This window comes from Niastella sp. sgz303648 (assembly GCF_059587045.1).
This window is the reverse complement of the sequence record NZ_JCAPSW010000005.1, coordinates 17,949-42,481: the sequence shown is the minus strand read 5'-3', so window position 1 is coordinate 42,481 and position 24,533 is coordinate 17,949. Positions and strand designations below refer to the sequence as shown.

The 24,533-nt window shown below is 43.7% G+C and carries 13 protein-coding genes; 5 read left to right on the top strand and 8 right to left on the bottom strand.

The features are described 5' to 3' along the window. Positions 1 to 61 precede the first annotated feature (61 nt). From AC59IL_RS15750 to AC59IL_RS15730, 5 genes are all read left to right on the top strand, one after another. The gene (locus AC59IL_RS15750) at positions 62 to 4,795 is read left to right on the top strand and encodes a PKD domain-containing protein (RefSeq protein WP_496553118.1); all 4,734 of its coding nucleotides are present in this window, start codon (positions 62 to 64) and stop codon (positions 4,793 to 4,795) included. 158 nt (positions 4,796 to 4,953) lie between these two features. Next, complete coding sequence (gene rluF / locus AC59IL_RS15745) at positions 4,954 to 6,018, top strand: 23S rRNA pseudouridine(2604) synthase RluF (protein WP_496553117.1); 1,065 nt, start codon at positions 4,954 to 4,956, stop codon at positions 6,016 to 6,018. Between the two features lie 405 nt (positions 6,019 to 6,423). Further along, complete coding sequence (locus tag AC59IL_RS15740) at positions 6,424 to 7,668, top strand: 6-bladed beta-propeller (RefSeq protein WP_496553116.1); 1,245 nt, start codon at positions 6,424 to 6,426, stop codon at positions 7,666 to 7,668. 3 nt (positions 7,669 to 7,671) lie between these two features. Then, a complete protein-coding gene (locus tag AC59IL_RS15735; RefSeq protein WP_496553115.1) occupies positions 7,672 to 10,488 on the top strand; it encodes a carboxypeptidase regulatory-like domain-containing protein in 2,817 nt (938 codons plus the stop codon). A 99-nt stretch (positions 10,489 to 10,587) separates the two neighbouring features. Then, positions 10,588 to 11,340 carry a hypothetical protein gene (locus tag AC59IL_RS15730; protein ID WP_496553114.1) on the top strand — a complete coding sequence of 251 codons (753 nt, stop codon included), beginning with the start codon at positions 10,588 to 10,590 and terminating at the stop codon, positions 11,338 to 11,340. A gap of 98 nt (positions 11,341 to 11,438) precedes the next feature. Here the strand turns inward: AC59IL_RS15730 and AC59IL_RS15725 are convergent, their stop codons facing one another. The 8 genes from AC59IL_RS15725 to AC59IL_RS15690 form a co-directional block, all read right to left on the bottom strand. After that, positions 11,439 to 13,178: a hypothetical protein gene (locus AC59IL_RS15725; protein ID WP_496553113.1), complete on the bottom strand. Its 1,740-nt coding sequence runs from the start codon at positions 13,176 to 13,178 to the stop codon at positions 11,439 to 11,441. 57 nt (positions 13,179 to 13,235) lie between these two features. Beyond that, positions 13,236 to 14,192 carry an RICIN domain-containing protein gene (locus AC59IL_RS15720; RefSeq protein ID WP_496553112.1) on the bottom strand — a complete coding sequence of 319 codons (957 nt, stop codon included), beginning with the start codon at positions 14,190 to 14,192 and terminating at the stop codon, positions 13,236 to 13,238. Positions 14,193 to 14,212: 20 nt separating this feature from the next. Further along, on the bottom strand, positions 14,213 to 15,388 hold the full coding sequence (locus AC59IL_RS15715; protein WP_496553111.1) for a hypothetical protein: 1,176 nt from the start codon (positions 15,386 to 15,388) through the stop codon (positions 14,213 to 14,215). 25 nt (positions 15,389 to 15,413) lie between these two features. Then, a complete protein-coding gene (locus tag AC59IL_RS15710) occupies positions 15,414 to 16,592 on the bottom strand; it encodes an OmpA family protein (RefSeq protein ID WP_496553110.1) in 1,179 nt (392 codons plus the stop codon). Between the two features lie 127 nt (positions 16,593 to 16,719). Continuing rightward, positions 16,720 to 17,343, bottom strand: coding sequence for a response regulator (locus tag AC59IL_RS15705; protein ID WP_496553109.1), 624 nt, complete (start codon positions 17,341 to 17,343; stop codon positions 16,720 to 16,722). Between the two features lie 75 nt (positions 17,344 to 17,418). Then, positions 17,419 to 20,454: a sensor histidine kinase gene (locus AC59IL_RS15700; RefSeq protein ID WP_496553108.1), complete on the bottom strand. Its 3,036-nt coding sequence runs from the start codon at positions 20,452 to 20,454 to the stop codon at positions 17,419 to 17,421. A 218-nt stretch (positions 20,455 to 20,672) separates the two neighbouring features. Then, complete coding sequence (locus AC59IL_RS15695) at positions 20,673 to 22,709, bottom strand: glycoside hydrolase family 3 C-terminal domain-containing protein (protein ID WP_496553107.1); 2,037 nt, start codon at positions 22,707 to 22,709, stop codon at positions 20,673 to 20,675. A 253-nt stretch (positions 22,710 to 22,962) separates the two neighbouring features. Further along, positions 22,963 to 24,510 (bottom strand): RagB/SusD family nutrient uptake outer membrane protein, encoded by a 1,548-nt coding sequence (locus AC59IL_RS15690; protein WP_496553106.1) that lies wholly within the window; start codon positions 24,508 to 24,510, stop codon positions 22,963 to 22,965. Between the last annotated feature and the right edge of the window lie 23 nt (positions 24,511 to 24,533).

Genomic DNA, 24,533 nt, shown 5'->3' with positions numbered 1-24,533 from the left:
GGGTTTCCAAATTTTTTGCCAGGTAACCGGAAACTGGTAACCGGCAACTATCTGAAAAATTATGAGTGCATCTACTACCCGCTATTACCTGTTTGGGCTGCTTGTTGGCCTGTTGTTGTGCTGTGCTTCATTTACTACCATGGCGCAAACAACTGCTGATTTCTCCATCAACAAAAAAGAAGGCTGTATTCCGCTCGGTGGCGTAAACTTTACCGACATTTCATCCGGCGGCACCGTAGTGCGTCGCGACTGGAACCTGGGTAATGGCACCATTATCAACAATGGCGCCGCTACGGTTGGAACCAACTATTTAACGGATGGTACGTTTACGATAACCCTCACAGTTACTTTTTCAAATGGCGATGTAAGAACCAAACAGGATGTGGTAACCGTGCACCCAAAACCTGTAGCCGCTTTTACAGGCGACGACCTGGCCGGTTGTGCACCACACACCGTACACTTCACCAACCAGGCTACAACATCTACCGGCACCATCACCAATTACCTGTGGGACTTTGGCGCCGGCGGCAGCTCAGATCCCAATCCCTCATTCACCTACACCAGCAACGGCAATTACAATGTATCGCTGATCGTAACCAACAACTGGGGCTGTACCAGCGATGCCGCAATTAAAACACAATACATACAGGTATATCAGAAAGTAAATGCATCGTTTACGATCCCCACGTATTACAGTTGCGATACCCCTTTCGCCGCCACCTTTGTAAACACCAGCACAGGCGACGGCACTATTAACTATTTATGGGATTTTGGCGACGGCCAAACTTCAACCGATGCCAACCCCTCACATACCTACACTAACACCGGCGCTTATACGGTTACGCTAACTGCAAAAAATGGAACCAATTGTACCAGCACTTCGGTTCGTGCCAATGCGGTGCTGGCAGGCAAACCAACGGCCGGCATTACCGCACCCGATACCGTATGTTCAGGCACCGCCACTGTGTTATACGGAAACATTACGCCTGCAATTTTTATCTCCACGGTAAAATGGTTGTTTCCTGATAACAACGCAACACAGTATGGGCAGAACGTTTCACATACTTTTACCACACTCGGCGATTACGATATTATGATGATCGCCTATAATGCTGCCGGATGTAACGACACGGCGCACCACATCATTAATGTGCGGCCCGCCCCGCAGGCTGATTTTTCGGTTGATAAAACGGCCGGCTGCAGTGTGCCTTTTATGGTTCAGTTCACCAACGGCAGCAGCCCCACCAATGATTTGAAATACGACTGGAATTTCGGTGATGGCGCACACGATGCCACTGCCAGTCCGGCGCATACTTACAACAGTTTTGGAAATTACACCGTAACTCTTACCATCACCGACACTATCACCGGTTGTACCGCTTACCTGACAAAGCCAAATATTCTCCGTATTCAGCAACCGCAGGTAGATTTTACCTATACGCCTCACGATGGTTGCAAACCGCTGCCGGTTAAAGCCACTGCACGTATAACCAATCTTATTGATCCGGTAGTTAGTTATGTATGGGATTTTGGCGATGGTTATACTACCTCCACCACGGTCGACAATGCTTCGCATACCTACACCACTGCCGGTGGTTATAATATTACATTGAAGATCATCACTGCACAGGGTTGCACTGTTACTTCGATCGCCAAACCGGTTGATGTGGCCGACCTTTGCGACGATGATGGTTCAGGCGATGGCGGTGGCGGCGGAGGAGGTGGTGGTGGCTTCACCATCGGCAAAACCTGTAGTGATAAATATACCCTTACGCTCACCGATACGGTCAGCAATACTGTTCCGGTTAGCTGGGACTTTGGCGACGGCTCACCGCTGTACACAACGCCGCCATTGAATCCCGTTACACACACCTTTCCCACCACAGCTACCAAATACGTAGTGGTGCTTACACGAAAAGACACACTGACCGGCGATATTACCAGTGGCCAGGTGCGTGTGATCATTATCGATGAACATGCCAATTTTGCGCCCGACATTACCGATATCTGCAACAACAAAACGGTGAACTTTCACACCATCGGTATCGATTCGTCGCACATCAACAAGTACACCTGGGATTTTGGCGACGGCACGCCGCGCTACATCATCAACAATAAAAATTATTACACCAGCTACGGTCAGTATCTGAATGGCAATACTTCTCATCAATACACCGATACAGGCGTATATTATGTAAAGCTGATCATTGAAGACAAGCTGGGTTGTACCGATTCGTTGTTGTATCCCGTGCCCATTACAGTGAAAGGCCCCGCCGCCGGTTTTATAGGCCTGCCGCTCACCACCTGCGACCCTACCCTTTTGGTGAATTTTACCGATACCAGCAAACAGAACGGCAGCACACCCATTGTGGAGTGGAACTGGAATTTTGGCGATGGCACACCGGTGTACACCACTACCCAGGATACGGCCCTTTCGCATACCTATACCAACAACAGCTATGTTCGTTTTTACACGGTATCGCTTACGATAAAAGATGCCATCGGCTGTACAGCACAGGCAACATATAGTAACTATGTAAAAGCCTATCGTCCCAAAGCAGCCTTTTTCAGTTACGATACTTTAAAATGCGGCAGCACCAGCGTGTTTTTGTACAACAACTCATCGGCATACAATGCCACTTACCAATGGGATTTTGGCGACGGCACCACGGCCACCAGCTACTACGGCTCACACACCTATAGTACAAACGGCAAATACGATATTAAACTGGTTGTGAAAGATGAGAATGGCTGTATGGATAGTGTGACAACGCCTGCTTACATCAAACTGGTAAAACCCAAAGCCGATTTCAGCGCCAGCGATACCAGCAATTGTGCACCGGTGGGTGTGTTGTTTGCCGACAGCTCCCTCTATGCCAGTACATATGTGTGGGATTTTGGTGATGGCGGCACCGGCTCAACCGACAAAAATCCGTCGCGCCACATTTACCCCGTGCCCGGTTATTATCCTGTAACGCTGCACATTACCGGCGTAAGCGGTTGTATCGATTCTATAACAAAGATCATTCACATCAAAGGCCCCATCGGGCAGTTGCATGTAGGTAATTCCACCGGTTGCACACCATATACCTTACCCCTGCGTGTAACCGGCAGTAATATCAGCACCTATGCATGGGATTATGGCGATGGCACACCGGTGCAGTCTTCGCCAGCAGATTCTGTTGTGAACCACGTGTATCCGCTGGCCGGTAAATATTTGCCCAATATTGTATTAACGAGTCCTGAAGGTTGTCCGTTCACCTTAAAAGCAACCGACACCGTTATTGTAGATTCTGCGCAAGCGGCTTTCAGCATTGACCGTCCGCTGCGCTGTTTCAATGACCGGGCTGTGCAGTTCACCAATCAATCAGCGACGGCCTTCGGAGCGGCGTCGTACAAATGGTTGTTTGGCGATGGACAGGAATCGGCCCAAACAAATCCTTTACATAGCTACAGCACCGATGGTGTATTCGATATTACGCTTATTGTAAATAGTTATTACGGATGTTCCGATACGCTCATCCTGCCCAAAGGCGTGCACATCTTTACCAAACCCGTGGTGCAAATAAATGGTGAAGTGGAAAAATGTGCGCAGCAGACCATCGACTTTCATTCAACCATAAGCTCCGAAGACGAAATTGTTCAATACACCTGGAAGCTGAATGGCAACACCATCAGCAGCACCGACGCAGCTTCACATTATTTTGACCTTGCCGGTTTATACGACCTGTCGTTTACCGTGAATACAAAATACGGTTGCCAGGTAACCGACGATACCGCCATCACCATACATGCATTGCCGGTGCCTGCCGCCTCACCAAAAGATACAACGGTTTGTATCGGCAGCCTGGTGCCATTACAGGCGCACGACGGCTCGCAGTACAGCTGGCAGCCGGTTACCAACCTGCAGGATGCTACTACTGCCACGCCCGTTGTTACAGCCATGCAGGCAACGTGGTATTATGTTACCGCGACCAATAATTTTGGTTGTGTGCAGAAAGACAGTATACACATTATGGTGGATGAAAAAGTTCGGTTACAGCACAGCGATAATGTGCTGATCTGTCGTGGTGATCAAACACGACTGAATGCCAGTGGCAACACCAACCATTTTGAATGGACGCCGGTGGCTGGATTGAACAGTGCGCACAGCGCTTCAACGGTGGCTTCGCCCGATCAAACTACCAACTATCAGATAGTGGGCTATAGCCGCAACACCTGTCCTAACGATACCGGTTTTGTGCTGGTAACCGTGGCCGACTTACCTGTGGTTGACCTGGGCCCCGACCGTACGATAGATGCCGGACAGGTTACTACCTTATCACCCACGGTGAGCGCCGATGTGGTGAAGTATAACTGGTGGCCTTTTGACGGACTTAGCTGCACCACGTGTAAAGCACCGCAGTTTGTGGCAGATAAAGACATCGTGTATCACCTGCGTGTGACCACGCAATATGGTTGTGAATCAGAAGACGACCTGCGCATTGTTGTGCCCTGCGGCAAAGGCGCTGTGTATATTCCCAATGCGTTTACGCCAAATGGCGACGGAAAGAACGAAGTGTTCACCATAAAAGGCTATGGTATTCAGCGCGTGAAAAGCTTCCGCATCTTTAACCGCTGGGGCCAGTTGGTATTCGTACGCGAGAATTTTTTACCAAACGACCGCAATTTCGGGTGGAATGGCACTTTCAACGGAAAGCCTGCCGATCCCGGCGCTTTTGTTTACATCGCCGAAGTAACCTGCAATGAGGGTAAATCTATTGTGGTGAAGGGAACGGTGCTGTTGATACGGTAATTGATGAATATAGTGGTCAGAATGCTCAGCATTTAGGTTGGTTAGCCAGTTTGCCCCGACCCCAAAAAGCGATTTCGTAAGAAACCGCTTTTTTTGCTTTCAATTACCGACTTTTGCCCCGGAAAGCACTCGCCTACCACTCTAAAAAAGATACATCCTTGGACAATTCGATCAGTTTAAACAAGTTTATCAGTGATACCGGCTATTGTTCACGCCGGGAAGCAGACAACCTCATCATCGCAGGCCGGGTATTATTGAACGACCGGCCGGCCGTTCCGGGCAACCGGTACAAGCCCGGAGACACTGTTGAAGTAGATGGCAGCCTTATGACCGCCGCCAAAAAGGATAAACGCGTATACCTGGCACTCAACAAGCCGCCAGGCATCACTACTACCACCGAATTACACATTAAGGACAATATCATCAGTTTTGTGGGCTACCCCAAAAGGATATTCCCCATTGGCCGCCTCGACAAAGACTCTGAAGGCCTGATCCTCCTCACCAATGATGGCGACATCATTAATAAGATACTGAGGGCCGACAACAATCACGAAAAAGAATACATCGTAAGGGTTAACAAGCCCATCGATCATGCATTCGTACAACAGATGTCGCAGGGAGTACCCATCCTCGATACCCGCACGTTGCCCTGTAAAGTGCAGATGATGGGCCGCCAAACCTTCCGCATCACGCTTACGCAAGGCCTCAACCGCCAGATCAGGCGCATGTGCGAATACCTCGGTTATGCTGTAGTTGGTTTGCAACGTATCCGCATCATGAACATCCGGCTCGACAAACTACCCCTGGGCAAATGGCGTTACCTCAGTGAGGCTGAATTATCATTATTGAAGGAAAGTGTAGCCGACTCAAACAAGGTCAATAGCGAAAGCAAACCAGCCGCACACGGGAAGAAGGCTGCTGCACACAGGCATACACCGGCACATCCCAAATCAGACTTTACCCCAAAAGACAAAACGCCGGCCAGCAAGAATAAAGCGACAAAGCCCGCAACTAAAGAAGGTAAACCCCAAACAGGCAAAACGGCAGAGAAGCCCTGGAAGAGGGAAAATGCTACGCAAAAATCTACAAAGGCCCGGCATGGGAAAAACTCCCGCCCGGAAAAGAATACGGGTAAAGAAAAGAAAAACCACGATAGTAAAAAGGTAAAGCGATCGGGCGAAGAAGGTTCTTTTAAAAACTACAGAAGTAAAGGACGTCGCTAACAGCGTTTTTATTAAAAATTCTTCATCTTTAAAAACCGGGGACACTCCGGTTCCGTCTTGTTTTATAAATAAATGTTCTAAAATACCTTCTGCCTTCCATTTTTTAGCCACTTCAGATTCATGAGGGAGCACTTCCTCCAGGTTGTGTACGATATAAATAACGATACGGCTGTACCTGCCAGTGGGCAAAAAAAAAATAATATGTTCATAGGCTCGCCTGCTCGCAGGTTTCCCCATTTGCCCGGGCCTTTTGACTTTCAAAACTGGAACTACAACCGCAACTGAAGTTACCGGAAAAATATACGAACGTTGGTTCGCGGTTGTAAAACCAGATATTACAAAAAAACACCTTTAATGTAGGTTTAACATTTATACCCATATTTTTGGGCGCTAACCCAAACCTAAATGCGAAGTTATTCTTTCTACCCCGTGCTTATATTATGCTGGCTCCTTATTTCACCTTTTGCCCAATCACAACTACAAAAGATCTATCTCCATCCCAAAGCGGCTGGCAGCGAAAAGCAGTCAAATTTTGTAGATTCCATTCGGTTTATCCCTTTGGAAATAAAAGAGGGAATTGAATTAAATGAGTATAACGCTGTCGAGATAACGAAAAACTACTTCCTTATAAACGATTATATGGGTAAGGCAATTCTGTTTTATTCTAAAAACGGAAGCTTTACTAAAAAAATAAGTTATAAAAAACTCGGGGAAAGTTTTTACCCGGCTTACGATGAGCATAGTAACCGGATTGTGTTTGTTGGAAATAATAAAAATTATAGCCTTACTTCCAAAGACCGGATAAAAATAATGCTGGCCTGGAACAACCCCCGTAATAAAAAGTATTTCAAAAAATACGCTATTGATTTAAACGATACATCGTTAACCATAAGAAAAGATATTCCTCAGCAAAACGACATTCTGCGTGCGTACCATTATTACGATGATCTTTACTGGCAGGGACAAATTATTACCAGCGAGCTTTTTAAAGACAGCCTGGATTATGAATTTAAGATTTACAGGAACAACCAATTGATAAAAGGTTTCTTCCCGTACAACCATGTTAATGAAACAAGGTTTTTATACACAGATAGAGAAGGCGTTGCTGTGAATAACACGAATACGCCATATGTTCATTTTATTACCCGCCCTTTTTGCGATACCATCTACAAAATGATTCGCGACAGCTTGTTTCCTGCCTACCAGTTGGTACTGCCCCTGGAAAACAGTCTGCCGCCGTCGTTTTTTACCAGGCCTTTTAAAAATAAAACCGAGCGGGAAAATTTCTGGCGGAACAATGGCTGGATGCTCCACCATATTTATACTTTTTATGAAACGCCCCGGTTTGTCTATTTCCTGGTAGGCTATCTCAACAACTATGAATCTTACATCTACCAGAAGCAAACCAATACTACCTGCAAGATCAAAAATGTAAAACCGGATAGCAGCCAGTACAATTTGCAGATACTGGGAGATTTTAACATCACGATAAAGGGTGACCGGTTCTATAGGCCTCAAAAGGCGGGCAACCTCCTGACATTTTTTGCAAAAAATAAAAATGTGCCGGTCCCCAAAGAACTGGAAAGCTTTTTAAAAAGCAATCCTCCTGAAGCCACACCGGTGATCATTGAATTCAAACTTAAAAACTAACGCTTGAAGCCTACATTCCTGATTTGTTTTTTACTGGGTTGGCGCACGCTGGCTTTTTGCCAAACCGGAAAGGTAACAGGTTCCGTGATGGACGCTGAAACCAAAACCCCTTTAGAACTCGCAACGGTAACCATTTTTGGACAGGATTCTTCCGTTATAGCGTATCAATTATCTGACAAAAACGGGATGTTCACCATTGAGAAACTGCCGTTGACAAAAAAGTTGCTGGTAAGCGTTAGTTATACGGGATATATTGGTTACAATACCTCCGTACAATTGGAATCGGCCAGGGCCGATACGCTTGCTGTTTTCCTGGCGCTGAATAATAACGACACCGTAGTGGTAACTGCCGCAATTCCTATCCGGATGAATGGCGATACACTGGAAATTAATCCTGCAGCCTTTAAAATGAAAAATGACGCAGTGGTAGAGGAGCTATTGAACCAGGTCTCCGGTATTACTATCTGGTCTGATGGCACTATAACGGTAAACGGTAAAAAAGTGCAAAGCCTGCTGGTTGACGGAAAGCCATTTATGGGATCAACGGATTCCCGGGTTGCCACGCAAAACCTCCCCAAATCAGCGATTGATAAAATTCAGCTTTACCAGGAATACGACAGGAGTAAGATAGGCAAGGAAAAGCAGCCGCAGGATTCCCTGCTTACGATGAACATAAAATTAAAAGAAGGCAGTAAGAAGGGCTACTTTGGCAAAGCAGGGGCCGGCTATGGCAGCATGGACCGGTTTGAATCGGATCTTTCTTTCCAGCTATATAATAAGAAGACGAGTGCCGGTATAGGTGGAGGTTTAAATAATATTAATAAGAATATCGGAAACATCGAAGAGATGTTTCAGAATAATACCTACAGGAATTACAATCCAAATTTATATAATGTTGGCAGATTTGGAACTAATGGTATCAACAGGAATCATTCTATAGGCGGCGTATTTGTGCATGATTTTATTGAAACCGCCAATAGCAGACAAAACGACCGCATTTCCATTAATTACAACAAATCAGGAACAAACGCCTATGTCACTGATATGAGTATTCAGAACAGAACGGCGATCGATAATCCGCAGTTTATCCGTGATGAGGGCGTACAAAACAGCCGGCAGAACAAACACGATCTTGGCATCAAATATTTAAAGACCAATAGTTATAGCGACAACTTCGATGTAAACGGCACCCTAAACACCAACAGCGAGAGCAGCAGTTCGTACCGCTCCGTTGAAGTAAGGGATTCCGCAAACCGGCTGCAAAGTACGAACGGTACTACTACGCAGCAAAGCAGTAAGTCGGATTATGAATCGCTGGGTGTAGTTTTTGCCACAGCAAAAGACGAAGAGCCTTTAAAAAGCTTCAATGGCCATGTGTTTGCCAGTCGAAACAGGACTACATCGGAAAGGGATGTAATAAGTGAATTCGAGTCTTTTACTAATATGAGTAAAAACACTTCCAACAACCGGCGCTACGCGACAAACAATCAATCGCTGAACATAACCGGAAACCTTGAATATTCGGGTTTTAAAAGAATGCTATTGCGACGGTATAACTTATTTGGAATAAATCTCAGTCTTACTCAATGGTTCAATTATACCCGGTCAACGGACAATGCCCTGGTAAGCGATTATGACAGTACTGCCAAAGGGTACATGGTCAATAGTAATCTTTCCAACGAGAATAAAAAGGAAGTATTTGAATTTACCCCTATACTGACTATGTCAAAGTCTATTTACAAATACACTGACGTATTCTACCGAAGCCTGTACATGCAGGTTAAATTAATGGATGATTTAAAAACGGATAAAAACACATCCTCCTTTGCCAAAAGAAACCTGGATCGCTCTTTCGCGTTTGTGCGGTATGAGGGAGATCTGAGCTATTACTATACAAAAAGGGGGAAATACAGGTATAACGCGTATGTTAGTTATGCGAAGCATCTTATATATCCTTCCATTGACCAGCTCTATACCCTTGTTGACGATATCAATGCGTATGATATCAGGGTCGGTAATGCACACCTGAAAAATAGCATTGATCATTCAGTCAATTTAAATGCCGGCTTTAATACCGAAAACCCGAAATCCCTTTATGCTATCAACAGCCAGATCAACGGATCATATAACCTTTCATTGAACCCTGTGACGGACAGTATCATCAACGATATCTCAGGCAAACGGATTTCTTATTATACCAATTCGGATAAAACGAATAACCTGAACCTGAATTATAACTTCAATATATCGAGAAAGCTCAATAGAAACAGCCTTCAACTTATGTACAATGGACAATTCAGGACCGGTAAAGTTCCTAACTACATTGATGGTGTAAGTAACATCAGTGAAACCGGCAGTTTGTTGAACCAGTTTAAGCTGCAATTTTCATTGGGCTCTATCCTGGTAGTCAGTGCAGGCCAAACTTTACAGCATAACAAGAGCAGGCCATCAGCACCCGGGCTGAACGCTTTTAAAAACAGCAGTAATACTACACAGCTGGGGATCGTTCTCAATTACCCGGCTAATTTCACCTTCAGCAGTACAGTGGACAAAGTTACCAACTCAAACATAGACAAACCAGTGATTCTCTGGAATTCATTTGTTACTTACAGGTGTATGAAGCAGCAGGGAGAATTAAAATTATCGGTCATGGACCTATTAAAACAGTATCAAAATATCAGCAACAATGTAACCGAGTACGGTACCAGCACCAGGATCACGAATGGGTTACAGCAATTTTTCCTGGTGACGTTTTCTTATTATCCCCGCAAATTTGGCAAAACAGAAATTAAAAAACAATCAAAGAATCAGGAATGGTAGGCATACGGAAAGCCAGCGGATAATCATGGTAAGACCGCAAAAGGTTTTTACCCGGGAAAAGGATTATAACAACCATATTGTTAATCAAAATAAAGGCTGATGAAAGTTAAATGGATAATAGCTATATCTTCTGTTGGAGTAGCAGCTTATATGCTTACAGACATATTTCATGAAGTACTGGGACATGGCGGTACCTGTTTGATAATTGGGAACAAGGTTGATCTCATAACTTCTGTCTATTTTAGAAGTCACCCCGGTAGTTTTCTTACAGATATCGGCGGCCCGATAATTAATTTATTATTTGGTTTATTAATACATACTTTTCTTAAAAAACGAAAAAGTCTTTCTCTTCTTTCCACTCTTTTTCTGCTGAATATAATGGCTTACAACTTATTCTGGTTTTCGGGGACTATATTGCAGTCTGGCTTAAGTAAAGCCGGCGACTGGACTTATGCAATAAAAGAATTAAATATCGGAGCATTAGGAAAACCTGTTCTTGTAATTGCCGGCGTTATCGCTTATTTGCTTTCCATAAAAATTATCTGGTTGCATGTCAATAGAGTCAAGCTTATTTTTGCCGAATTCCCATTGAAACAAAGTGTTGTTTACTCCTACTTTGCTGCAACAATAGCAGCAATTATTACCGGCTTATTTTTTAAATACGATAGAACAAACGCTGCGCTTGAAGGGTTTCTCGAAATGTTAGGGTTGCTACCCATTATATTTATTATCCCAGGCATACAAACAAAAGTCAACAATTACGAACTCAGGGCGAGCCCGATCGTTACCGTATCGGTATTCATTTTGTTCTTTACTTTTTGTTTCACTCTTGGTAGAGGAATATCCTTATAAAAGTTAAAATTCGATTTCGGATGCAAGAACATTCAAGTGTATTTCCATGAGAAATGCGGATAGGATAAGCCGGCTTAGTGTGACATAGAAGTATGGTTCTATTGTGCAACTATATTTTCAAGCGTTACATGAAATTGGCCGAATTCCCATCCGCCTTTTGAACCGGCCACCTGCTCTATTTTATCTTTCTGAATTTTATCTACTACCTGCTTTTGTCCTATTCTGAAAGGCGCCTCTATTGTTAGCATATTCATGTCTATACCTGCTGAACTGGTTAAATCATTCATATTTACATTGCCCTGCAGTTGCTGAATGTTGGCCTGGTCTTTATAATATTCTTCCGAGCCCAGGTAACCAGGTTGTGTCATTTTCGCATCGCGCTTTTTCATGGCCTCATTGGCTTTATGTAGGTTGTCGAGGTTTTTCATACGCGAGGGATCGGGCCGTATGTTATCGGGATTATAGCCCATATCTTTCGCCATTTGCTGCATCATGTCCATATCGGCTTTGCCCTGAGATGTTTTTATATAATTGGGATCATTCCTGTGCTCCCGCAATCTTTTGGCAGCTGCATCTACCTGTGCTTCTTTTCCACTGAATTGTGCTGCTTTATTTTGCAGGTTCTGCGCCTGTAGCTGCATTTTCGCCATATTCACCGAACCAAGCGTAGCCATAGCCAGGCTGTTTAACATGGGCGCATTGAAGTCGCCGCCATCTGATGCTGTATAGGTTTCATCGTCTCCTCCGAATTTGCTGAAAGCAATTTTAAAAACCGGGTTGTCGTCGCACATATTCACCTTTATTGAAACCGGCACAGAAAAAGTTTGCGGACTTTTATAAATAGCCACGCCCTGGTCGGAAGTAAACAGAACATCCGCCACTTTAAACTCCATATTATTGCCATCAACAGGTTCCCATACATAACAGCCTCCGTCCTGCAGTTTACATTGAATGGTTGTTTCGCCGATCACCAGGGCATGGTATTTCGCCCCGTTATCACCGTGCCCCTGCGCTTCAAAATCTACCTTTAATTTGAAATGCATAAAATCGGTCACCTTTGTCATCCATTCCTGCAATTTGTTCATCGATGGGCCCTCGCCGCCGTGCATTAAGGCAATTTTCCGCGGCAGGTAAATAAAAGCGGGAAAAAGATTATACTGGTATTGTTTGGTTAACCGTTCTTCATATTTATCAAAATAAGTTTGCAGCCAATCGGCGGCATAGATCATAGGCCCGTTGTCGGTACCAGCACCGCCTGTTATAAGGGCATACCCACGTGCACAGGCCAGCAAAAATTTTACACCGGCACATTCCATTTCAGGATGCTTATAATATTTTTTTGCCATCTCCAACGCCTTACCCTTATACACCCGTTCAACCAGCCAGGTTACCTTTTGCATCATATCTGTACCTGATAATTTTTTCATGCATTCAGGCAACCGGTCATACTCCTCAGCCGGATATACATCCTTACCACCCAATAGAGTCCAGGCCCTTGTAATTGTTAGTAAGGTTTTTATCATGTCGGCTTCGGGTTGCATCGATTTTTCAACAAAGGCATCAACTTTTTCTTCGCTTTGGTCTTTTCCTTTGGGGCCTGAACAGTCATAACAAAAAGGGTCAACCGCAGGTGGCACCGGTACTTCGGGTGATTGTGTTTTATGGGTTTTGATCCAGTTGTCTATTTCCTTGTACTTTGGCCAGGCGTTGGTACAAAAGTTTTGCAAAACGGCCTGAATCTTATCGTCGTCGGTTGCAAAAGGATCGTCGATATTGACTTGCGCTGCCGCCACTATACAGCTTACCAAAAAACTGATTATAAAAAGTATATTTTTCATTTACGCATTTTTTAAGGTTATAGCAAACAGGAATATCAATAATTTCATGATGTGGTGTTATTGTTCAATGATCCATTGCATGTTCGGCTGTGTTGTGAATGCGTCTGTTGTGGTTAACAGATCGTTTTGTAAAACCAGTTTGGCGTTGGTAGATGCATTCTTTATAGTGTAGGTATTGTGCATACCTGTTTCTTCTATCAGCCACATGGCATTGGCCGTTTGACTATTGTCGGAAAGCATAGCGTTATTGTCAATACTGAAAAAACGATTGCTTTGCCTGTTGCGAATTAAATAGTATCGGGTACCCTCTACCGGTAATAGTTCCCATTGCGCGCTGAACCAGTCGTAACTAATGGTTGAGCAGGCAACAGGGCCTCGCTGACTGTTCAGGTAATTATTGGCGGCCAGGTTCCTGATACGAATAAACCCCTGGAATCGCGCAGCCAGATTATTGGCGGGTCCCAGTGAAAACGTACCAACAAGGGTGTTGTTATTCATAGGAAATAAAGTGGCAGTAATGTTGGGCCATTCATTTAACGGAACAATGAATATGCAGCTGCCCTGAATGGTTTCATTCGGTCTTATCCAAAAGCCGATATTGGCAGGCCGCTCTTTTTGTATGGTTTTGTCGGAAGAACAATCTTTATCTTCTATAACGGCCTCTATAACACACGGCTTTGCCTGCAGGCTCATTTCTTTGTTTGTAAGCCGCGCGCCGGTAGCGTTCAGGCATCTGAACTGCACCAGGTAGTATGAAGTGCTGCTGACCAACAAACCCGATCCCTGCGGGCGCAATAATATTTTTGCCTGATCGCTGGTATTGGTGATAAAAAACTTCACCTTATACCGGCTGGCGTTTCCCTTGCTTACTTCTTTTTCCTGTTCGTTAACAATGCTGTAGCCGAATGTAAGCCCGTCTTTGGTGACCGGGGTAGAATCAGTAACAGGAAATACCTGCCGGCCAAAGGACGAAAGCTGCCCGGCCATTAATAAGAATAACAACAATTTTCGCATACCGTTTTGTTTATGATCGCTCAGTATTGTATCATACTTTTCAGGGCTTTGTAATCAATGCAATCGCTTACCCGGTCAATAACCCTTGCATAAGGTTCCTGAACAAACCGGGTATCAACATCTTTTACAATGGCAATTAACTGGAGGCTGGTCTTTGGAAGTGCCACATTGAAATACGCCGGGTTGGGTGTACATAATGCCATACCATGCAGATCGCTTTCGGTGGTCAGCTCAAAATATTTGTCTGCATCTTTTGTTTTCCCGTTCTCGTCCTTCTCTGCATAGGCATCGGTATTAAAGTACATATAGGCCTGTTTGTGTTTTTCTTCTGCCGGCATATTTTTTAACTGTGCATTTAATGCCGTTATTTTTTGTTGTGCCTGTGCAATATTGTTCTGCGCTGCGGCAATATTTTTATCGGCGCCATTAAGTATGGCCAACAGGTAACTGTATTTATCATTGTTCCCGTCGGCAGCAGTTACCTTATGCCCGTCGGGAGCCATAGCGGCCCTTTCTTTCATATCTTTAAAATCCTGCAGCGCTTTCTTTTGCTCTTCAAGCACCTTTTCTTTTTGCTTTATTAAAAACTGCAGGTATTGCTCCCTGGTGTAAGCAATATAAAGCGGCCGGCCGTTGGTTATAATGCGGGTGCCATTTTCCAGTACCAGGTATCCGCCTGTGGAATCTTTTATTACAAAATTCTTTTTAAAGAAAAAACGGGGCAGTTGAAATTCATCGCAGGCGCCACCAGATTCATCAGGGAAAAGTTTTAAAAAACAATTCGCCTTTATAATAAGCCCTGCCCCTGTTTCTTCATTAGCCACTGTTTTCCCATTTTCGTTTTTATACAATTCATGAATAGCGAACCAGCTATCGGCTGTTATTACATGCTGCACCGGGTAATCATAAGGCGACGATTTATCAACCGAAATCTGTACGTGAAGATTAAATCCTTTGGGTTGCTGAAAGTCGCTACAACTTTCAACCAGGCCATTTATCTTCAACATGTATGTTTTCATGGTGTTCACCGTTGCCACATCCAGCCCGCTGTTGTTTAACACGTTGGGCAGACCTTCTTTACCATAGTAATTACCAATCTTTCCCGGCACGCTCAGGATATTGTTGGGTTGTGCCTGGCTGTGAAGAATGGTAATGCAGCAACCAATAAAAAGCACGATAGCAGTTCTACTAAACATATCAGCGGAATTATATGGTGAGGGGCTATTTTCTTACAAATTCAACCCGGCGGTTATTGGCTTTTCCTTCGGGCGTATTGTTGTCGCTGATGGGTTTGGTTTTGCCATATCCCTTCGACGTAAGCCGCGCGGCATCAATACCCATTTTAATCAACTGGCCTTTTACCGCATCGGCGCGTTGCTGCGATAAGGTTAGATTATAACCATCGTTACCGTCGCCATCGGTATGGCCGCCTACTTCAAACTTAACATCGGGATTGTCTTTCATTACCTGCACAATCATATTCAACGTGCCCATGCTTTCGGGTTTGATGATGGCTTTATTGTAATCGAAGTTGATACCGTGGGTCACTATTTTTGAATCGGTAAATTTTTTGCCTATCATATTCATACCACCGCCGGTTGCAATACGAACGTTTTTGAAGATGACAGGATTCTTTTCATCACCAACACCGGCAAAACTTAAACTGGTATAATCTTCTTTTGTATCAGGTATTACCAATATCCTGAACTGGTCTACATATACTTTTAACTGGTGGTTTTTAACAGCAATGGCCACATGGTGCCATTTGTTATCGAAATTGGTAGCCAGGTCGGGTGAGTAATCTCTTGAAAGTTTGACCCCGCCAACGGTTCCCGAAAAATTCACGTTGTTTTCTCCAATGAAAAGAGGCGATTCCCTGTCGAATCCTTCTGCCTTATCATAACCCTTTAGTTGTATAACTACACCAAAAGCGCCGGGTACGTGATAATAATCGTATTCAATGGTATACGCGTCTGCCAAATATTTTTCTGTTTTCATTCTGGGAACTACTACCGCATAATTACCGTCGGTAAGGTGCATGGCCAGTTCATTGTTCACTTTATTTAACACAGCCTGACCGCTTTTCAGCTCCCAATGGCTGGCAAATTCTCCATCCTGGTCATCGGTAAAATGATCTTCAAACAATATTTTATCGCCGGGAACAAAATCGTAGTTGTTATATATTTTTAAACCCGGTGAAGGTTCACCATTGACATTCACCGGATCGGTACTTTGTGTTGCAGCAGGGGCATTTGCTACATTCTCTTCGGCTTTCTGCTGGCCTTTATCAACGGCTTGATCAACTTTTTCAGCTACTTTACTTTTTAATTTTTTCAACTGGCTATGTGCAGGCGCCATAACAAAGGCCGATAGAAACAGCAGGCCTAACAACTTTTTCATATAAAATTTTTTATAAAGTTGTTCTTTTGGGCGAAGCAGGGCAATCACAAAAAAGTGTTAGAAGAAGCAGGTCGGCTGTTTTTCAGTGAGCATTAATATAAATGGGACATTATAATATGTAGAAAAGTCAGCGTCGTCCGTATATTTTATTCAGGGCTTCGGTGCGGCTTTGCACCTGCAGCTTTTCATAAATTTTACGGGCATGGCTGCGAACGGTTTCCATGCTGATGTTCATGTCACCGGCAATTTCCTTGTAGCGCAGTCCTTTGGCAAGGGCTTTCAGAATTTCTTTTTCTCTGGGAGTAAGAATATCTACTTCGTCAATGGAATCTTTATGCTGAAAAGAGGTAATTACTTTCCGTGCAATTTGCGAGCTCATAGGGCTACCTCCTTCATATACTTCCACAATAGCGTCCAGGATCCTGGAAGGCGCTGTTTTCTTCAGCAAGTAACCGCTGGCGCCGGCTTTGAGCGATTCAAATATTTTTTCATCGTCTTCATATATGGTACTCATAATAAACTGCGTACGCAGGCATTGCGGTTTTAGTTTTTTTATGGCTTCAATGCCATTCATGCCGGGAAGATGAATATCCATTAACACCACATCAGGGCAAATAGCAGGCACCTCTGCAATGGCTTCTTCGGCCGTAGCAAATGCCTTGTTGCAAACAAATCCATCGCTGCTGTCGATAAGCATTTGCAAACCTTCCCTGATTTCTTTGATATCTTCTATAATAACAACATGAATCATAAGCTACTCCCCCGTATTATTTCAAAAGAAAGGATTTTAATATATAAAAATAGTACAGGAATCTATTCGCTGTGCTCACACAAAAGTGTTAGCCGGGATTTCAATGCTTATGTGCGTACCTTTTCCTTTTTCAGCACAGATGCGGCACTCGCCCCCTACCTGTTTAAGGCGATGTTGCATATTCAACAAGCCGTTCCCGAACGGCCGTACTTCACTGGCATCAAACCCCTTTCCATCGTCCTGTATTGTTAATAGTACCGCATTATTTTTTTGTTCAATGCCAATAACCACTTTATTGCACCAGGCATGTTTGCCAATATTGTTAAATGCTTCCTTTACTGTAAGAAAGGTATTTCGCCTGATCTCTTCGGACAACTTTATATCTGAAAAATTTTCGGGATAGCAAAACCGGGTATCTATTTCAAAGGGTTCAAAAAACTGTAATGCATATTCCCTGATATAAGCGGCCAGGCTTTCAAGGGTATCGTTTTGCGGATTCAACACCCAAATAATATCCTGCAGGTTATCTACCAGTTCTCTTGATGATTCAGCAATTGTTTCCAGTTGCTGTTTTGCTTTTTCAGGCTCCTGCAGTTGTTTTTTTACTACTTCGCTCAAAATGGCAATTTTGGTTAAACCGCTTCCCAGGCTGTCGTGCATGTCGCGACTGATGCGATTCCTTTCTTTTTCAATGGCCTGCTCTTTTTCGAGTTTCAGAATTCTTTCACGCAGGTTTCTTTGAGAAATATACCGGATAACCATCACTAATAGGGTAAGCACACCACAACCTGTTATTATAACGAACCAGGCCGTTTTCCAAAAAGGCGAATGTATAATAACAACAACGTAGTCGCCCTGCTTATTAATAACGCCATTGCTGCCCGCACCCCGCATTCTAAAAATATATTTGCCCGGCGAAAGACCCGCATATTGAATGATGCCTTTATTACCGGCATATTTCCAGTTGGCATCCACCCCTTCCATTTTATAATAGTACTGGTTTTGCAGAGGGTTATTATAGTTCTGCACGGCCCAGTTAAACGTGAAATTGTTATGGGTATAATCCAGGTCAACGAATTTTTCTCCGTTGCTTTTCTGTTGCACATAGCAACTCCTGTTCTGCGAGTAAACGGCTGTTAACAGTACCGGCGATGCTGTATTGAACTGTAATAATTCAGCAGGATCAAAAATGGTGAGGTAGGTTGGTGCGGTGTATATAATTTTTCCGTTTTGCAAAGGCCACAATGCTTCCGTCATGGAATTTTCTATCAGGCCATCATTGGTAGTATACCGCTTGAACAGGTGCGTTTGTTTATTAAAAGATAATAACCCTTTGCGGGTGGTAATCCATAAGTTCCCGATCCTATCCTGGCAAAAATTATGTACATCTGTATTGAACTCGGCAGGAATATTCCATTGCTCTATTTGTTGTGTGCGGATGTGAATGCGAAAAACCTTTCCTGTAATAACACCCCACACCCAATCTCCGTTCAGCAACAGGCTGGTTAACAAATACCGTTTGCCAAATGCTTTTTCAGTTGGTTTTGAAAAAGTGCCCGATGCAGGATTGTAATGAATCACGCCTTCATCCAAATCGGCCATCCAGATGTTACCAGTAGCATCTTCCACAGCCCATGCAACCAGTAATTTTTTAGTTTCATTATTCTCCCTTAAAAAACCGGTGAATATTTTTTTAAACCTGCCGGTGTTTTTATCAATTTGCCAAATGCCGCCGCGCCAGGGAAATACCCAATGGTTGCCGCGCGAATCGATGAACAGGTTGCTGATAAAATTTATTGTTGGCGGGCTGGGTTCGTTTGTAATGCGAAATGTTTTGGTGCGGCCGTTTATTTCATTAAGTAAAACCAACCCTTTTTCTGTACAAAGCCATATATTGCTATCGTTTTCCCGGACTATGTTAAGTAAAGCCGGCATTTTTTTATTACCCAATATTTCTTTTTGTAACCGGAAAGTGGAATCATACAATTTCAAAAAATCATTTCCACTGGCGCCGAAATACAATGCATTTCCTTTTTGCAGCAGGGATATCGACTGGTGCGTAACAGGTGTTGAAGAGAGGATGATATTGCGGAAAAACCTTTTGCTGAGGTCAACAATACGTACACCTTTGTCGGTACCCCACCACAGCAGGTTGTCTTTGGATGTATACACTTTCCGGATCGTAAATTCAGCAACGGCGGGTGTCTGCGGCACAAGCGGCTGACTGGTTCGGGCAACAGGGTTGAATTGAAAAATACCGGCATTCAAAAAATAATGACCCCGTATATCCCTGATGGCAGTTATGCTGTTAAGGTTATTTCCCTTCACTTTTCCGTTGAGCTCATCTTTTAGGGTTTTTGTTTCGGGATCGAATAATTGTACTCCATCGGCAGCCAGCCCCAGCCATAGCTTTCCATAAGCATCTTCAAAAATGGTATTGGTAAAGGCCTCCCCCGATGGAATATCTTTCTTGCCGATGTATTGTTCAAACTGTGCCGATGCCGGATAAAAACGCCACACTCCGTTAAAGGTGCAAAGCCAGAACCTGTTTTTTGTATCAATTAAAATTTTATTGATGTGATTGGATCTTCCATACACGTAGCCTGCAGGAATGGTGTTGTTAAGGTAGCTGGTGAACTGCCGGGTTTTACTGTTAAACTTCAGCAATCCATTTAAAGTGGCCAGCCATATTGTTCCTGTTGAATCAATCAGTATGTCTTTCAGTATATTGTTTGTATTTCCATCATCCGTTCGCCAGGTATGGAAGCTGTTGGTAGCCGCATCGTATTGGCTCAGGCCATTTCTGGTGCCGATCCACAAATGATGTTGCCTGTCTTCTGTAATGGACAGGATGTCATTATTGGCCAGTTCAGTAGCTGTTTTATTTTTTGATTTATATACGTTGAAAGCAGAGCCGTCGTACCTGTTCAGTCCATCTTCAGTGCCAATCCACATAAACCCTTTACTATCCTGGAAAAAACAGTTTACCAGGTTATCGCTTAACCCGTTTTGCTCGTTGAGTTGATAAAATACCAGGCTATCGACTTTCGATTGAGCGCAAAGACCATAGCCAAAAATGATAAATAAGAAAAGTAATCCCGTTTTTCTCAAAAGCAGCATTTATAAATTAAGATAATCAAAATTAACTGCCGTCCTGAAAAAATATTCCAGCGCCTGGGATTTGAAGGTTCACAATCCTTAACCTCTTTTTGGGTTTACCAATCAGGTGCTTTTCGTGTCTTTATTAGCGGTCTTTTCACCCGGCATCGGTTGCTTCGCAGATGCTGTTTGTGGTCGATTGGAGCGAAATGGCTGTGTTTTTAATTTGATTATAAAATCCCTGTACCTTTTAATCTGATATCTCTGGATGAGCTTCCAATAATAAATTCAAAAACACCAGGGTCCATTTCCCATTTGTTTTTAACATCATTAAAATATTGAAAGGCTTCTTCATTTAAGGTAAGGGTAACCTTCTTTTCTTCACCAGCTTTTAAAAATATTTTTATAAAGCCTTTTAATTCCTTTTCGGGCCTGGGGAGGTTTTGTTTTTCTTGTTTTACATATAGTTGCGCCACTTCAGCACCTGTCATCGTACCTGTATTTTTTATGTTGAAAGTAACAGTAGCGGTTTTATTACCTGTTTTAACATGCAGGTCGCTGTATTTAAAAGTTGTATATGACAAACCATGGCCAAAAGCAAATTGAGGTTCAACTTTATATGTGTCGAAATAACGGTAGCCTACATAAATATCATCAAAGTAGTTAACGGTTACTTCATCGCCCGGAAACTCGCCCAACTTTATAGCCGGAGCATCTGCCAGTTTCTTAGGAAAGCTAACCGGTAATTTACCGGAAGGATTAACCTGCCCGAAAATGATTTTCGCCAGGGCATTGCCGCCTTCCATGCCGGGGTACCACGCTTGTATAATACATTTAGTTTGGTCAACCCATTGCGACATATCTATCGGGCCGCCGCCCATTAATACTATTACGGTATTGGGATTTGTTGCTAACACCGCTTTAATCAGCTCATTCTGCCCGAAGGGCATGTTCATATTGGGTTTATCGACACCTTCGGCATCATACGCATTATCAGCCCAATCCGAATAGTTATAACCATGGGTCCATCCGCCTACTATAATGGCAACATCAGCTTTTGATGCGGCCTGCACGGCTTCGTTTATCATTGCCTGATCCGGGCCGGCATCGCGGGCTATGTTATAGCCTTGTGTATAAGTAATATTCACTTTACTACCCGCTACATTTTTTAGTCCCTGTAAAGGTGTTACTTCATAAAACGCTTTTACCTGCGAACTGCCTCCGCCCATTGATTGTTTCCTGTTGGCATTGCAGCCTATTACCGCAATTGATTTAATATTTGAATTTAAAGGCAGTATTTTATTTTCATTTTTAAGCAGCACTATACCTTCTTCGGCAATTTTTTGAGCTGTTTGCTCATGCGCTTTCGTATTGTATTCGCCTTTTTTGCGCGACAAACCACCAATAAGGTTGGTTTTATACATCACGTATAAAATGCGTTTTACTTTTTCATCTATAAGGTATTCGGGCACTTTGCCACTCTGCACCAGCCTCACAACGGTATTGCCCAAATAGAATTTACTGTAATCGATCGGATGCTGATTCAAATCTGTTCCCATTTCAATATCGGTACCATTCCATATCGCCTGCAATGTGCTATGCACTGCGGCCCAATCGCTGATCACTGCGCCTTTAAAGCCCCATTCTTTTTTTAATATTTGATTGATAAGGTAGTTATTGTGGGTTGCCCACTGACCACGGAATTTATTGTATGCCCCCATAAGCGTATAGGCGCCACCTTCTACTGTGGCTGCCTTAAATCCGGGCAGGTAAATTTCGCGCAGCGCTCTTTCGCTCATTTGTACGTCGATATGATCACGGCGGGTTTCCTGGTTATTGGCGGCATAGTGTTTTACGCATGCAGCAACGTCCTGGCTTTGTACACCTTTTATATACCCCACTACCATTTTTGAAATCAGGTACGGGTCTTCACTTCCGTATTCAAAGTTGCGGCCATTTAGCGGCGAACGCATAATATTAATACCGGGGCCCAATATTACACCCTTACCCCTGAAGTTGGCCTCGCTGCCTAATACCAAACCAAATGCATAACCTAAATCCGGATTCCAGGTTGAAGCAAGACAAACGCCGGTTGGCAGGTAAGTACCCGAATCGAGTACATTTTTTTGCTCATCCCATCCCCTGCCATGCTCAACGCGTACACCATGCGGGCCGTCTGAAGTCACCAGTTCGGGAATACCTAAACGCGGCACCCCTCCCGAGGTAAAAGATGAGCTGCCATGTATCATCTTAACCTTCTCGGGCAAAGTCATCTTTTTTATAAGACTATCACTTTTAGCAGCTATCTGTGCATCCGTATAATGAGTTTGGGCTTTGACAGAAAAAATGGAAAAATATGCGATTGCGCAACAAATCAAAAAAGATCTTAGCTTATTGTTCATTATAAAAGTAAAAGTTTTATCAGGTGTTTTTTAATACGATAGGCACTTTTGTATCGTAGTTGTGATTCATAAAACTGCCGGTTTTACCCGGCAGTTTTCAACCAACTATAATTAACCACTATTTAGCATAACCCGGATTTTGAACAAGCTTTGTACTGGCCAGTTCAGTAAGCGGTATAGGCAAAATTTCATTTTTATTGGCTGTGAACCCTTTAAAGGCAAGTGTTGACGGTGCATCGCCCCACCTTACAAGGTCGAACCAACGGTGGCCTTCGGTAGCCAATTCCAAACGGCGTTCGGCTTTGATGTTAGCCATCGTTGCTGATACAGGCGCTAAGCCAACACGGGCACGCACTGCGTTCAATAAAGCAGCAGCCCTTGCAGCATCGCCGCCACCTTGTAATAAAGCCTCCGCTTCCATCAGGTAAGTATCGGCCAAACGTATCTCGATGTAGTTGTTCGGATAGTTAAGATCAACCGCACCCTGTGCTGCTTTATACTTGTTAAGCGGGGCATATTTTAAGGTAAAATAGCCTGTGTTCTGGTAGCTTGGTGTATAACTTGTATTTTGAGCTTTAGCCAGGCTGTCCATGTTCAATATAGTGTAACCATATCTTGGGTCTGTAATACCGCTGCCATAATAAGGTTTAGTAAATGCTGAAACTAATTGGGTAGTAACAGGATTAAAGCCCCAGCCGCTCGCATATACAGGGCCACTATAATCCCTTACACCAACCATCTGAACGTAAACATCACCTTTAAATGTACCCCAGTTGCCCCAATCATAAGCCTGGTTTGGTGTAAAATTCCATTCAAAAATAGATTCACTGTTGAACTTGTTATCGGGGCTGAATAGCTGACCGAAATTTGCCTGCAAATGATAGCCATAAATAGGCGTTGTACCACCTGGTGTACCATTTACTATAGCAAATTGAGTGGCCGCCTGGGGGTATTTTTTATCATACAAATAAACTTTACCAAGCAATGCAATGGCAGCGCCTTGTGTAATACGACCCAGCTCACTGCCGCTAACAGTTATGGGCAGGTTAGGAATAGCCGCCTGCAGGTCGGCCTCAATGGAAGCGTAAACACTTTCAGGAGTTGCTTGTGTTTGGTTGTAAATATCCGCCGGTGCCAGTGGTGTGGTTATCAACGGTATATTTTTAAATAACCTTACCAGATCGAAATAATAATGCGCACGCAGGAATGTAGCTTCGGCGATATACCTGTTTTTAGTAGCATCACTTAAACCTGCAATAGAAGTGGTTTGCAATACGTTGATAATGGTGTTTGCCCTGCTAACGCCCAGGAAATCGATACCCCAGAAGTTTAGCTGTGGCCCCGCACCCGCAGACATCTGGTAATTGTTAAACAATTGCCAGTTTGTTACATCACCGGAACCGCCTCCACCTGCGTAACAATCATCCGAACCTGCATTTAATGCTCCGCGTGAATCGGAAAGGCTACCGTCCAGGCCACCTGTTTCAGATACCAATGGGTCATAAGCTGCTGCCAGGCCGGCAAATACCTGTTCAGGTGTAGTATAATAGTTCGCCTGTAGAAACTGCCCCTTTGGATCAGTTTCAAGGAAGGATTTTTTGCAGGACACGAGTATACCTGATCCCAGCAAAAAAGCAACCATATATTTAAGGGAAGTTTTTTCCATTTTATAATCTTTTAAAAGTTCAA